Source organism: Dickeya zeae NCPPB 2538 (genome assembly GCF_000406165.1).
Taxonomy (GTDB): domain Bacteria; phylum Pseudomonadota; class Gammaproteobacteria; order Enterobacterales; family Enterobacteriaceae; genus Dickeya; species Dickeya zeae.
Map to the genome: position 1 here is coordinate 3,150,446 of NZ_CM001977.1, position 12,732 is coordinate 3,163,177.

Genomic DNA, 12,732 nt, shown 5'->3' on the forward strand with positions numbered 1-12,732 from the left:
TTCTCCCGCCACTTAGAGTGACATCGCACGGTATTTTTCACGCAACACATGGCGAATGCCAATCGCCGCCAGATTCAACGCCACCACAATCAACACCAGTAGTAACGCGGTGGTATACACCAGTGGGCGAGCCGCTTCCACATCCGGGCTCTGAAACGCCAGATCATAAATCTGGAACCCCAGGTGCATGAATTTCCGCTCCAGATGCAGATAAGGAAAGATATCGTCCACCGGCAGTACCGGTACCGATTTCACCACCCCCACCAACATCAGCGGCGCGGTTTCGCCTGCTGCGCGCGCCACCGCCAGAATCAGCCCGGTCATCATCGCGGGGACCGCCATCGGCAGCACTACACGCCACAGGGTTTCCGCCCGGGTCGCCCCCAGCGCCAGCGAGCCATGACGCACTGATATCGGAATGCGTGACAACCCCTCTTCCGTAGATACTATCACCACCGGCAACGTTAATAGCGCCAGCGTCAGCGACGCCCACAGCAATCCCGGCGTACCGAAAGTCGGGTTCGGGAGCGATTCGGCGTAAAACAGACGATCCAACGTACCGCCCACCAGATAAACAAAAAAGCCCAGTCCGAACACACCATAGACGATGGACGGCACCCCAGCCAGATTCGCCACGGCAACCCGTACCCAACGGGTCAGGCTGGTGTTATCAGCGTATTCATGCAGATAAACCGCCGCCACCACGCCTAGTGGCATCACGATAACCGACATCAGAATAACCAGCAGCACGGTGCCGAAAATGGCGGGAAACAGCTGACCGGGACTACTGTCGTCGGGTTCAAACCGGCTTAACAGGCTACCTATCACCTGCAGCGTCTGGTGCGCCTTTTCGGAGAGGGTCATCGCATTCGGGTACCACGCCCGCTCAATCATTCTGACCGGGATGGTATGCAGTTGACCCTGCGCATCGCGTAGCGACACCGCCGTGCGGTTGATATCAGCATTGAACGCCATCAGTTGTTGATTAAGCGCACTGAAGTGGCGCTCCAGTGCGGCTCGCTCGGCACCAAGGCGTGCCTGTGCCTGCTCATTTAGCCGGTTTTCCCGCCGCAGTTTTTCTTCCTGCAACCGCAGTGCGTCAAACTGCTGGTTCACCCGGCTCATCTCCCCCAGGCGCAGCGTCTGAGCATGCGTCATCAATTGATGCACCTGCGCAATCCGCTGCTGTAGCGTTGACGGCAGATTGTCGGACACCAATGGCTGCCCGTCTTCCGTCATACCATCAAGATAACCATACGCCATACCGTTGGTGGTCCGGCGCACCGCCAACACATCCGCTGGCTGGCTGGCATGGGTCACCGAGGCGGACAGCAATGTCTGGAAACTCTGGCCGTAAGACTCTCGCCACCCGGTTTTAAGCAGATAGCGCGTAGCACCTGATGTAGGCGCATTGACGACACCGGCATCCGCCAGTTGCTGGTGGGTCAGCGGTTGTTCATCATAGCGCTCGCCGATCAACTGACGGGGATTGCCCTGTGCATCGTGCAGGCTAAACGACCATACCGGCTGCGGCCACAGGTAGCGCGCGCTCTGCCCAACCAGCAGCACGAACACCGCAACGATGGCAATCAGGCTGAACGTAATCGCAGACGCCGTGAGCCATACCCAGGGTGTTCCGGTGCGAAACCAACGCATCATGACAGTTCTCCCTCGTCGCGATAGCGGCGACGTAAACGCTGACGAATGATCTCCGCCAGCGAATTCACCACAAAGGTAAAGAGAAACAGTACCAACGCGGCTAAAAACAGCACCCGATAGTGCGCGCTGGACATTGCCGCTTCCGGCATTTCAATCGCGATATTCGCCGCCAGCGATCGCAATCCCTGAAACAAGCTATTGTCCATCACCGGCGTATTACCGGTCGCCATCAGCACGATCATGGTTTCACCCACCGCACGGCCAAAACTCAGCATCAGGGCAGCAAAAATGCCGGAACTGGCTGATGGCAGCACCACCCGCCACAACGTTTGCCATGCGGTGGCGCCCAATGCCAGCGACCCCTGACTCAGGCGAGCCGGTACGCTGAACAACGCATCCTCCGCCAGCGAAAAAATCAACGGAATCAAGGCAAACCCCAGCGCAACCCCCGCGACCAGCGTATTGCGCTGACTAAAACGATCCCCCATCCATTGCCACAGTGGTTGCCCCAGTAAGCGTGAATCGAGCCACGGCCCCAACCAGCACGCCAGCGCCAGCATCAGCAACATCGCCGGTATCAACAACAAGGCATCCCACCCAGCCGAGACACCACGTCGCCAGCGGGCAGGCAGTTGTTCCAGCAACCACCCACATCCCAACACCGCCACACCCCATAGCAGCGGCAGCAACAGGATAGCGGTCAGGTACGTCGCCATACGGGGGGCCAGCCACAACGCGGCAATCAGCCCGATCACCACCGTCGGCAGCGCCCCCATGATTTCCATCGCAGGTTTGATCCAACGCCGTAGCGTCGGCGTCATGAAACAGGCGGTATAAATCGCCGCCGCCAGCGCCAGCGGTGCCGCGAATAACATGGCATAGAGCGCTGCTTTAAACGTGCCGCTCAATAACGGAACCAGACTGAATTTAGCCTGATAACTGTCGTCGGCGGCGGTCGGTTGCCAGACATAATCCGGTTCCGGGTAGTTTTCATACCAGAGCTTTTGCCACAGCCCACGCCAGCCAATATCAGGATACGGATTATCGAGTTGATACGGTCGCCAGTCCGTGTCCGTTTCCAGCAACAGTGCTCGCCCACGCGGGGAAAATGCCGCGATTCGGGCCTGTGGTGCCAGTAACGCGCTCATCAGCTCGCCGGATTGCTTACTGGCAAACAACGAGAAATGCCCTTGCGGGTCAAGGGTGGCAAAAACGCGGCGGCGCGGCTCAACAATCAGATTCAGTTGCCGTCCATCGGTGGGGAAAATACGAATTTCACTCAAATGCGGCCCGGTTGTCGTCGGGGTATCGAACCATTGGCTGACGCGCCCATCAGCGGATTTGATCAGCAACGAATGTCCGCCAGCCAGCAGCGATAACGACAGTGGTGCCGTTCCCGGCAAGGTGACCGTTTCACGGGCGGTAAGCACTTGCTCACGCAGTTGCCATACCGTCAGGCGGTTGCCACTCAAGGTATAGAGCTGCTGACCATCCGGCGATAACAGCAGTTGTTGCACAGGTTCGTCGGGTTGAACCTGCGACACCGCTTGCAGGTCCGCGAGCGTCAACATGTCGACGGGTGGGGTATTGAGCGACAACGCATAAAGCTGCAAACGGTTCTCCGCGTCAATCAACGCCATCCACAACATATCGTCTGACTCGGCAATCGCCAGTTGTCGCAGCGGCTGCGTCGCCCCAGCCAGGCGAAGCGAATGCTCACCCAGCGGGTATCGCCATTGGGGTATACCGGCGCTGGACAACGGCAAATCCGGGCGGAGCACTCTCAGTGCCCCGTCAGCCTGCCCCAGCACCAGTAGTGGGTGCTCACCGGTACTGATCGCCGCCACGGCGACCGACGGCGCCACCGACACACTGGCGTTAACCTGCCCGCGCGCAAGATCGATAAACTCGCCGTTTCCCCCGGCATCAACCCGAAAAGCCCAGCGGCCGCTATCATTAATGCCAAGCGCCAGCGTCGGGTCATGGCTATCGACAGCCACAGGCTCCAACGGGCGAATTGACGCGGACGAAAATAGCGGGATCACCACATACAGCAGATAAATAAAGATAGTCAGTAACGCCAGCAATACCAGCCACCCGCTGCCCACCACAATCCGGCGCGTCAGCCGGTCGATGAACGCCCGCTGTTTGTCCCGATACGCTAAATTGCCTGAGTCTGCCATCTGTCGCCGTTGTTCCTGCTGTGTCGAAAATATGACCATCTTCTTGCATTGAGAAGAGGAAATGAAATATCCCGTCGCAGACGGGGTAACATATGTTGCCTTTACACCTGTAATATGACAATGGTAAGTCGATACGCGCATTCGCTTTTATCGTCATTTGCGCGCCATAATGAACGTGGATAGTAGCTGCACTTAAGTAAAAATAGTGTAACGGAGCGACAATGAGTCAGGACAAACTCTACATAGAAAAAGAGTTGAGTTGGTTATCCTTTAATGAACGTGTGTTGCAGGAAGCCTCGGACAAAACCAATCCACTGATTGAACGGATGCGATTCCTGGGTATCTATTCCAGCAATCTGGACGAGTTCTACAAAGTTCGTTTTGCTGACCTGAAGCGCCGCATCCTGATCAATGAAGAACAAGGCTCCGATGGCGAACTGCGCCAATTACTCGGCAAAATCCAGGCCCGGGTACTGAAAACCGACCAACAGTTTGACAATCTGTACAACGAATTGCTGTTGGAGATGGCCCGTAATCAGATCTTTTTGGTGAACGAGCGTCAGGTCTCTTCCAATCAGCAAATCTGGCTGCGCGAGTATTTTCGACAGAACCTGCGCCCGCACATCACACCGATTTTGATTCTGCCGGAAACCAATCTGGTCGAGTTTCTGAAAGACGATTACACCTATCTGGCGGTAGAAATCATTCGCGGTGAAAAAACCGACTATGCGCTGCTGGAAATTCCATCTGACAAGGTGCCCCGCTTCGTCGACCTGCCGCCGGAAGCGCCACATCGTCGCAAAACCATGATTCTTATCGACAACATCCTGCGTTACTGCCTGGATGATATTTTCCGCGGCTTTTTCGATTTTGACGCGCTAAACGCTTACTCCATGAAAATGACCCGTGACGCCGAATACGATCTGGTCACGGAAATGGAATCAAGCCTGCTGGAATTGATGTCCTCCAGTCTGAAGCAACGCCTGACCGCCAAACCGGTACGGTTCGTCTATCAACGCGATATGCCAGATGCGATGGTGGAATGCCTGCTGCATAAACTGGGGATCTCCTCTTATGATTCAGTGATCCCGGGCGGGCGTTATCACAACTTCAAAGATTTTATCGGCTTTCCGAATATCGGCCGCGCCAATCTGGTCAACAAACCGCTGCCACGCCTGCGCCATCACTGGTTCAGCCAGTTCCGCAACGGGTTTGACGCCATTCGCCACCGCGATGTTCTGCTCTACTACCCGTACCATACGTTTGAGCATGTGCTGGAATTACTGCGCCAGGCGTCTTTCGACCCCAGCGTGCTTTCGATCCGCATCAATATTTACCGTGTGGCGAAAGATTCCCGCATCATCAATTCCATGATCCACGCCGCCCACAACGGGAAGAAAGTCACGGTGGTGGTGGAATTGCAGGCACGCTTTGATGAAGAAGCCAATATTCACTGGGCCAAACGGCTGACAGAAGCGGGCGTTCACGTTATTTTCTCCGTGCCGGGGCTTAAGATCCACGCCAAGTTGTTCCTCATCTCTCGCAAGGAAGGGGATAACATCGTGCGTTATGCGCATATCGGTACCGGTAACTTCAACGAGAAAACCGCCCGCCTGTATACCGACTATTCGTTGCTGACCGCCGATGAGCGCATCACCAACGAAGTGCGCCGGGTGTTCAACTTCATTGAAAACCCATACCGCCCGGTCAGCTTCCACCATCTGCTGGTGTCGCCGCAAAATTCCCGTGATCGTCTGTATCAGATGGTCGATCAGGAAATAGCCAACGCACAGGCGGGTCTGGAAGCGAAAATCACGTTGAAAGTCAACAATCTGGTGGATAAGGGGCTGGTGGACAGGCTGTATGCCGCCTCTGGTGCCGGAGTAAAAATCAACCTGCTGGTTCGTGGCATGTGCTCACTGATTCCAGAACTCCCTGGGATCAGCGATAATATTCGGGTTATTAGTCTCCTTGACCGCTACCTGGAACACGATCGCGTCTATGTATTCCATAACGGTGGCGACCACAAGGTATTCCTGTCATCTGCTGACTGGATGACTCGTAATATTGATTACCGTATCGAAGTCGCGGTGGAAGTGCTTGACGACAGGCTGAAGGAACGGGTGCTGAACATACTGGATATCTTGTTCAGCGATACGGTAAAAGCCCGTGTGGTAGACAAGGAGCTGAGCAATCGCTACGTCACCCGCGGTAACAGGCGCAAAGTGCGCGCCCAGACTGCCATCTATGACTATATCAAGGCGCTCGAGCAACCCGGAGAACAGGCCTGACCCAATGCCTTTAATGAATCACACTACCGAACAACCTCAGGAATTCGCGGCTATCGACCTGGGCTCCAACAGTTTCCATATGGTGATAGCCCGCGTTGTTAATGGTGCGCTGCAAGTATTGGGCCGCCTGAAGCAACGCGTACACCTGGCCGACGGGCTGGACAGCCAAAACCGGCTTAGCGAGGAGTCCATCCAGCGCGGGCTAAGCTGTCTGGCGCTGTTTGCCGAACGGCTACAGGGCTTTCCCGCCACCAACGTGTCGATTGTCGGTACCCATGCGCTACGCCAGGCGGTCAACGCCCAGGATTTTCTGCGGCGCGCTGCCAAAATTATCCCCTACCCGATTGAGATTATTTCCGGTAATGAAGAAGCGCGTCTGATCTTCATGGGTGTAGAACACACCCAACCGGAAAAAGGCCGCAAGCTAGTTATCGATATCGGCGGTGGTTCTACCGAGCTGGTCATCGGCGAGGACTTCGAACCGATGCTGGTGGAAAGCCGTCGTATGGGGTGCGTCAGTTTCGCCCAACAATTTTTCCCCAACGGAGAAATCAGCGAAGCCAACTTCAAGCGTGCCCGCCTCGCCGCGGCCCAGAAGCTGGAAACGCTGGCGTGGGAATACCGTATCTACGGCTGGGATTACGCACTCGGTGCCTCCGGTACCATCAAAGCCACCTGTGAAATTCTGGTGGCGATGGGAGAAAAAGACGGTCTTATCACCCCGGAACGGTTGGAAATGCTGCGTGAGCAGATCCTACAGTTTAAAAACTTTCGGGCGCTCAGTCTGCCCGGCCTGACCGAGGATCGTCAAACCGTGCTGGTGCCAGGCTTCGCGATTCTGTGCGGCGTATTTGACGCGCTCGCTATCAAGGAATTGCGTTTGTCAGACGGGGCATTACGCGAAGGGGTACTCTATGAAATGGAGGGCCGTTTCCGCCATCAGGATATCCGTATTCGCACCGCGCAAAGCCTCGCCAGCCATTACAACATTGACCGGGAACAGGCAAAACGTGTGCGGGAAACTGCCGAACAGCTTTACACGCAATGGGCGCAGCAGAATCCGTCACTGGTACACCCACAACTGGAAGCACTGCTGAAATGGTCGGCGATGCTGCATGAGGTGGGTCTCGGCATCAACCACAGCGGTATGCACCGTCATTCCGCCTATATTTTGCAAAACACCAATCTGCCCGGTTTCAATCAGGAACAGCAGCAACTGCTGGCGTTGATGGTGCGGTTACATCGCAAGGCGGTGAGGCTCGAAGAATTGCCACGCTTCAATCTGTTCAAAAAGAAACACTATCTGCCGATGGTGCAACTGCTGCGTCTGGCTACGTTGTTAAATAACCAGCGTCAGGCGACCACAACGCCAAAAACGTTGCGCCTTATTGCCAGCGAAACCGCATGGACGCTTATCTTCCCGCAGGGGTTCTTCAATCAAAACATGTTGGTTCAACTTGATTTGGAACGAGAACAACAGTACTGGGACGACGTCAGCGGCTGGAAACTGTACATCGAAGAAGAGCCGGTCTGATGGTTTCAGGCCGGCAGCCGCTGTGCTGTCCGGCCTGTTATTATCAAATCCGCTTTTTCTGTGATAATGTTCGCACTATTACAGCCAATCGCACATCTGATACCCCTTTCACCGCGCTTTTTACCCCACTCACGTTGACCATACCGCCAGCTTGTGCCTAAATAAAATACAGCGAATGTTCGCTATAACATGGAAACCGAAAACCAATGACAACCCTAACCCATAAACGACGCATCGCCCTTCGTCAGCGACGACGATCCGGTACGCGCATCGCTCGTACTATCCTCATGATTAGTTTTATTATTCTGCTTGGTCGTTTTGCCTATTCCGCCGTCGGCGCGTTTTTCCACCACCAGAACATACAGCAACAACGTGTCACACAGCCTGTTGCCCCGACAGTCACCTCAACAGCCGTGACACCCCAACGCGAATAGCATCTATACTGATGCCGTTGATGCCTGATGTATTACTCATGAAATTGCGCCTGGTGCTGTAGCATCCTGTGGTTGTGCCATTTTATGCACCTGTCTACGCTTTTCGTCTGCGCATTTCAGTCCATACTCAATACATCATCTCAATATTGACGAGAGAACGCTGACGAGAAAGAGGTACCACTATGGCCAGCGGCTGGTCTAATGACGGAGCGGTTCAGGATCAAATTGACGCCACGGTGGATGACGCCATCGCCCATGCCCGTAGTCTGCTACATCAGGGTGACAGCGCGCACTATTGTGAAGAATGTGGTGATGCTATCCCGCAAGCTCGCCGTCAGGCTCTGCCGGGTGTCCGCTTTTGCGTGCAGTGTCAGGAAAAGAGAGATAAAAAACACGCCCTTAACAGCGGTTATAACCGGCGGGGCAGTAAAGACAGTCAGCTACGCTAAATAATACGGGCATGACGCAGACACGACATCTGCCTGACTAACATCACGCCCCACCAAAAGCCTTACAACCTTATTCCCAATGATTCCCCATTCACCGCACGACCAGCACCGATGTCTGGGCGTGGCGAACGATTGCCGCAGCGTTTGACCCCAGCAGGTAGGTTTTCACATTCGGGCGCCGCGAACCAATCACAATCAGGTCCGCTTCGATCTCCTGAGCCAGTTCCAGCACTTCATCACGTGGGATACCAAAACTGATGCTGTGAGACAGTTTGTCCGCGGGCAGATCGATGGTTTTCAACAACGCATGCAGTTTTTCATCCGCTTTGATCACCGCTTCATTCTCAAACTCTTTGATGCCAAACGAGTAAGCCGACATAAACGCCGAGGCATCAGGCAACGCATAGAATAAGTGAACGGTCGCGCCAGATTGCCTGGCCAGTTCCACCGCGTGCGACAATGCCTTTTGCGTCAACGTTTCTTCATCAATATCCACGGGTACTAAAATGGTCTTGTACATCATCACGTCCTTAAGTCAGCCATCGCTATACTCAAAGCGTAGCCCCGTTTGCCGCGGTGCGACATCGTTTTTCAGGTATTTGTGAAGCGAGGCCAGGTTTAGTGCCGATAGGGGCTATCTGATACAACCACAAGCGAATACAACGGGTTATCTGGCAACCTTGCCTGCCTGCGGTAACGGGAGTAGTCTTGCCCGAGTTCAGCCCCTGACCCACAGACTGCAAGCATGACAACTCTTGATGCGCTGTTCTTACGGCTATCACGCTCTCGTTTCCGCCAGCGTTTTCATCTGGGTGCCAAAGAGCGCGACTACTGCTTTAGCAAAGGCAAAGAGCAAATTGCGGCTCATGCCGCCGATTTTATCGCCCGAAGGCTGGCACCGGCAGAACCGACCAACGACGGTAAACAGACCCCGATGCGCGGCCATCCGGTGTTTATTGCCCAGCACGCCACCGCGACCTGCTGCCGGGGCTGTCTGGAGAAATGGCATCAGATAAGCACACACCGCCCGCTCACCGATGACGAACAGCGCTACATTGTCGATGTTATTCTGCGCTGGCTTGAAAACGATCTACTGCACCACACGCCTTAACGTTGTGCCTGCCACGCCTGTAAAATCACCGCGGTGTCTTTCACCAGCAAGGTATTACCGGGGATGATGAAGTCGCGCCAGACATCGTTATGCTGGTCGATAAGTTGTGCTGCACTCACTGCCCGCCTATCCGCCGTGGTGTGGGCATCACCGACCACCGTTTGCGCATAACCACGGCTGGCGGCATTCTTGATGGTGGCATCAACACAATAATCCGTCGCACAGCCACATAACGTAAAGTGCTTCACCTGAAGACGGTCCAGAATCTGCGCCAGTTCGGTACGGTAAAACGCATCACAGGCTGTTTTAGTCACCGACATGGCATTGGCAGGCCGATGTAGTGAAGGCAGCACCTGCCATGCTTCGCTGCCGGGCAACATGTCAGCGTCCGTATGCTGGATAAAAATGGTCTGATCCGCGGCGTCAATCAACTGATTGATACGCTCAGTCACACTCTCCTGCTGATAGCGCGGCGTAGCGAACACCCCATTTTGCATATCGACAACGATTAACACCTGCATGTTTACCTCCGAAAGCCATAGCGCAAAACGCTATCATACTGCGCTATCGTGCAGTCAGACATCATTCATGACGGGAAGCATCGCATGAAAAGAAACGGAGTGTGGGAAACTGGAATAGTAAATGGGGACAACAGCAGAAACGAAAACGGGCCAGCATAATGCTGACCCGTTAGAATTTTGGCGGAGGAGTAGAGATTCGAACTCTAGAACGCTTTCGCGTCGCCGGTTTTCAAGACCGGTGCCTTCAACCACTCGGCCACTCCTCCGCAACGACGCGAACTATAAACAGTGTGTCGGATATTGTAAAGTGACATAACGTTCAATCGCCTGAAAAACAGGCAACAACTGATTGAAAGTATACAAAATCGCCATCAGACTCAAACTTTTACCGTCAAGTAGGTTCAAGTCAGTAAAGAAGGGTAAAACGGCTTTAATAACATAGTGCAACTACTTACTCTCTCTACAGACACAATGGCCCCCTTAACAGAGAGAGTCGTTATTATGGATCGTATCATTGCCTCCTCTACGCGTGAGCAATCGCTGCTCAGTACCCACAAGGTGCTGCGTAATACCTATTTCCTGCTGTCGCTAACGCTGGGTTTCTCTGCTGTCACTGCCACGCTTAGCACCATGCTGAATCTGCCGTCACCGGGATTTCTGCTGACGATTATCGGCTTTTACGGCCTGATGTTCCTGACCTATCGTCTGGCTGACCGCCCGGCGGGGATCCTCGCTACATTCGCGTTGACCGGATTTATGGGTTATACCCTCGGTCCACTACTGAATGCGATGATTGCCGCAGGTGCGGGTGACATTATTATGCTGGCGTTGGGCGGGACCGCACTGGTGTTCTTCTGTTGTTCCGCTTACGTGCTGACCACCCGTAAAGACATGTCTTTCCTGTCCGGTATGCTGATGGCCGGTTTCGTCGTCTTACTGGTGGCCACCATCGCTAACCTGTTCCTGCATTTACCGGGGTTACATCTGGCGATCAGTGCGATGTTTATCCTGTTTTCTGCGGGCGCGATTTTGTGGGAGACCAGTAACATTATCCACGGTGGCGAAACAAACTACATCCGTGCAACCGTCAGTCTGTATGTTTCCATCTACAACCTGTTTGTCAGCCTTCTGAGCCTGTTGGGTATGTCCCGCAGCGAGTAACGCCAGCCGACATCAGGCAACCAGACAAGGCACCTTCGGGTGCCTTGTCGCATTTGGGCCATCCGGGAAACAAAAAATGGTGAGGTGCTGTCGATATTCCGACGAAGGCTCCTCACTGACGTATCAACCTATCCCCATAAGCCCGCATCCAGTCAGCCAAAGAATCCAGCGTGTCACGCAACGTCTTTCCCAAAGCAGTGATTTCATATTCCACTCGTGGTGGTACTTCGGCATAGACCGTGCGGCAAACTAGTCCACGTAATTCGAACAAACGCAGTTGCCGGGTTAGCTCTTTCTGGGTGATGGGAGCCACCGCACGCTGTAGATCGCTAAAGCGCATGGGTTTGTCGATAATGATCAGCCGATACAGGATGGGAATAGCCCACTTACCGGAGATCAGGTTCACGAAGTCCACCATCGGGCAACGTTCCGTGGACTGAACATCTGCCGACGCCTGCCTGAGTATTGCCATAACTATCCATCCTCTCCATTAGTATCCAAAAGGTGCCTACTATGCAAAGGATACCATTAATCAGATAATATAGCTTTCAGCTCATCAGAAGGATAACAGCATGCTAAGACTGCAAGATAAATATACGCTGATCACGGGGGGTACCAGTGGCATCGGCCTGGAAACTGCACGTCAATTTTTGAAAGAAGGCGCAATGGTCGCCATCACCGGACGCAACCAAGAAAGCCTGTCGGCAGCCGGTAGGGAATTGGGTGATACGGTGCTGCTACTTCAGAGCGACGCTGGTGATATGGCTGACCAGCGCACATTGGCCAAGCAGATTGCACAGCATTGGCCACGCCTTGACGTACTGTACGTAAATGCAGGTGATGTGTCGCACCGCCCGTTACAGGAGTGGGATGAAGCGACGTATGACCGGCTCATGGATACCAATCTCAAAGGCCCATTCTTTCTCATTCAGTCCTTACTGCCCTTGCTGGCAAATCCGTCTTCCGTCATTTTGTGTGGTTCGGTCAGTGCACATATAGGCCTGCCGCAAAGCAGCGTCTATGCTGCCAGCAAGGCAGGATTACTCTCGCTAGCCCGCACCTTGTCCGGCGAACTTGCAGGAAGAGGCATTCGGGTCAATGGCTTAAGCCCAGGCCCGACTGAGACGGCGGCCCTAGGCAAGCTGGGGCTTCCACCACAGGAAGAGGACGCCTTACGTGAACAGATTAAGCATCTCGTCCCCATCGGCCGTCTGGGTACGCCGTGGGAATTGGCAAAAGCGGCGGTATTCCTGGCCTGCGATGAGTCCAGTTTTGTCGTCGGCACTGAACTGCAAGTTGATGGTGGCGTGGGCAACCTCTAAGTACACCGTTTCCCCCGTCCTTGATGCATGTACCTTCTCTGCGTCTGTCGCAAAGTTTGCTAGACTA

General features: G+C 54.3%; 12 protein-coding genes and 1 tRNA gene. 7 read left to right on the forward strand and 6 right to left on the reverse strand.

The features are described 5' to 3' along the window. Positions 1–12: 12 nt before the first annotated feature. Both pstA and DZE2538_RS13780 read right to left on the reverse strand, forming a co-directional pair. Positions 13–1,659, reverse strand: coding sequence for a phosphate ABC transporter permease PstA (pstA, locus tag DZE2538_RS13775; protein WP_038916594.1), 1,647 nt, complete (start codon positions 1,657–1,659; stop codon positions 13–15). After that, entirely contained in the window at positions 1,656–3,842 is a 2,187-nt protein-coding gene (locus tag DZE2538_RS13780) for an ABC transporter permease subunit (RefSeq protein ID WP_038916595.1), read from the reverse strand. The genes pstA and DZE2538_RS13780 overlap by 4 nt, the downstream gene beginning before the upstream one ends. A gap of 221 nt (positions 3,843–4,063) precedes the next feature. Here DZE2538_RS13780 and ppk1 point away from each other — a divergent pair, with 221 nt between their 5' ends. The 4 genes from ppk1 to DZE2538_RS13795 all read left to right on the forward strand — a co-directional run bounded on the left by ppk1 (position 4,064) and on the right by DZE2538_RS13795 (position 8,550). Further along, the gene (gene ppk1, locus DZE2538_RS13785) at positions 4,064–6,133 is read left to right on the forward strand and encodes a polyphosphate kinase 1 (protein WP_019844903.1); all 2,070 of its coding nucleotides are present in this window, start codon (positions 4,064–4,066) and stop codon (positions 6,131–6,133) included. Between the two features lie 4 nt (positions 6,134–6,137). After that, a complete protein-coding gene (gene ppx / locus DZE2538_RS13790; RefSeq protein WP_038914384.1) occupies positions 6,138–7,667 on the forward strand; it encodes an exopolyphosphatase in 1,530 nt (509 codons plus the stop codon). Between the two features lie 206 nt (positions 7,668–7,873). Further along, positions 7,874–8,101, forward strand: a complete 228-nt coding sequence (locus tag DZE2538_RS20435) for a YfgG family protein (protein WP_071595863.1) — start codon at positions 7,874–7,876, stop codon at positions 8,099–8,101. A 182-nt stretch (positions 8,102–8,283) separates the two neighbouring features. Continuing rightward, positions 8,284–8,550 (forward strand): DksA/TraR family C4-type zinc finger protein, encoded by a 267-nt coding sequence (locus DZE2538_RS13795; protein ID WP_038916596.1) that lies wholly within the window; start codon positions 8,284–8,286, stop codon positions 8,548–8,550. 91 nt (positions 8,551–8,641) lie between these two features. On the opposite strand, the gene DZE2538_RS13800 is transcribed toward DZE2538_RS13795, so the two are convergent. Beyond that, positions 8,642–9,070, reverse strand: coding sequence for a universal stress protein (locus DZE2538_RS13800; RefSeq protein WP_012885626.1), 429 nt, complete (start codon positions 9,068–9,070; stop codon positions 8,642–8,644). A 225-nt stretch (positions 9,071–9,295) separates the two neighbouring features. Here DZE2538_RS13800 and DZE2538_RS13805 point away from each other — a divergent pair, with 225 nt between their 5' ends. Beyond that, the gene (locus DZE2538_RS13805) at positions 9,296–9,661 is read left to right on the forward strand and encodes a DUF4186 domain-containing protein (protein ID WP_038916597.1); all 366 of its coding nucleotides are present in this window, start codon (positions 9,296–9,298) and stop codon (positions 9,659–9,661) included. Here the strand turns inward: DZE2538_RS13805 and DZE2538_RS13810 are convergent. Together DZE2538_RS13810 and DZE2538_RS13815 are read right to left on the reverse strand one after the other, a co-directional pair. Beyond that, the gene (locus DZE2538_RS13810; RefSeq protein WP_023640347.1) at positions 9,658–10,182 is read right to left on the reverse strand and encodes an isochorismatase family protein; all 525 of its coding nucleotides are present in this window, start codon (positions 10,180–10,182) and stop codon (positions 9,658–9,660) included. The two genes, DZE2538_RS13805 and DZE2538_RS13810, sit on opposite strands and share 4 nt — an antisense overlap. Positions 10,183–10,360: 178 nt before the next feature. Next, a tRNA-Ser gene (locus tag DZE2538_RS13815) sits at positions 10,361–10,448 on the reverse strand. 235 nt (positions 10,449–10,683) lie between these two features. Here DZE2538_RS13815 and yccA point away from each other — a divergent pair. After that, the gene (yccA, locus tag DZE2538_RS13820; RefSeq protein ID WP_012885629.1) at positions 10,684–11,343 is read left to right on the forward strand and encodes an FtsH protease modulator YccA; all 660 of its coding nucleotides are present in this window, start codon (positions 10,684–10,686) and stop codon (positions 11,341–11,343) included. A gap of 112 nt (positions 11,344–11,455) precedes the next feature. Here the strand turns inward: yccA and DZE2538_RS13825 are convergent, their stop codons facing one another. Continuing rightward, a complete protein-coding gene (locus DZE2538_RS13825) occupies positions 11,456–11,815 on the reverse strand; it encodes a winged helix-turn-helix transcriptional regulator (protein WP_038908673.1) in 360 nt (119 codons plus the stop codon). A 100-nt stretch (positions 11,816–11,915) separates the two neighbouring features. Here DZE2538_RS13825 and DZE2538_RS13830 point away from each other — a divergent pair, with 100 nt between their 5' ends. Continuing rightward, complete coding sequence (locus tag DZE2538_RS13830) at positions 11,916–12,665, forward strand: SDR family oxidoreductase (RefSeq protein ID WP_038916598.1); 750 nt, start codon at positions 11,916–11,918, stop codon at positions 12,663–12,665. Positions 12,666–12,732 lie beyond the last annotated feature (67 nt).

Coding starts and splice junctions, on each gene's coding strand:
- pstA (WP_038916594.1), bottom strand. CDS start 1,659: ATGATGCGTTGGTTTCGCACCGGAACACCCTGGGTATGGCTCACGGCG.
- ppk1 (WP_019844903.1), top strand. CDS start 4,064: ATGAGTCAGGACAAACTCTACATAGAAAAAGAGTTGAGTTGGTTATCC.
- DZE2538_RS13825 (WP_038908673.1), bottom strand. CDS start 11,815: ATGGCAATACTCAGGCAGGCGTCGGCAGATGTTCAGTCCACGGAACGT.
- DZE2538_RS20435 (WP_071595863.1), top strand. CDS start 7,874: ATGACAACCCTAACCCATAAACGACGCATCGCCCTTCGTCAGCGACGA.
- DZE2538_RS13780 (WP_038916595.1), bottom strand. CDS start 3,842: ATGGCAGACTCAGGCAATTTAGCGTATCGGGACAAACAGCGGGCGTTC.
- ppx (WP_038914384.1), top strand. CDS start 6,138: ATGCCTTTAATGAATCACACTACCGAACAACCTCAGGAATTCGCGGCT.
- yccA (WP_012885629.1), top strand. CDS start 10,684: ATGGATCGTATCATTGCCTCCTCTACGCGTGAGCAATCGCTGCTCAGT.
- DZE2538_RS13810 (WP_023640347.1), bottom strand. CDS start 10,182: ATGCAGGTGTTAATCGTTGTCGATATGCAAAATGGGGTGTTCGCTACG.
- DZE2538_RS13830 (WP_038916598.1), top strand. CDS start 11,916: ATGCTAAGACTGCAAGATAAATATACGCTGATCACGGGGGGTACCAGT.
- DZE2538_RS13800 (WP_012885626.1), bottom strand. CDS start 9,070: ATGTACAAGACCATTTTAGTACCCGTGGATATTGATGAAGAAACGTTG.
- DZE2538_RS13795 (WP_038916596.1), top strand. CDS start 8,284: ATGGCCAGCGGCTGGTCTAATGACGGAGCGGTTCAGGATCAAATTGAC.
- DZE2538_RS13805 (WP_038916597.1), top strand. CDS start 9,296: ATGACAACTCTTGATGCGCTGTTCTTACGGCTATCACGCTCTCGTTTC.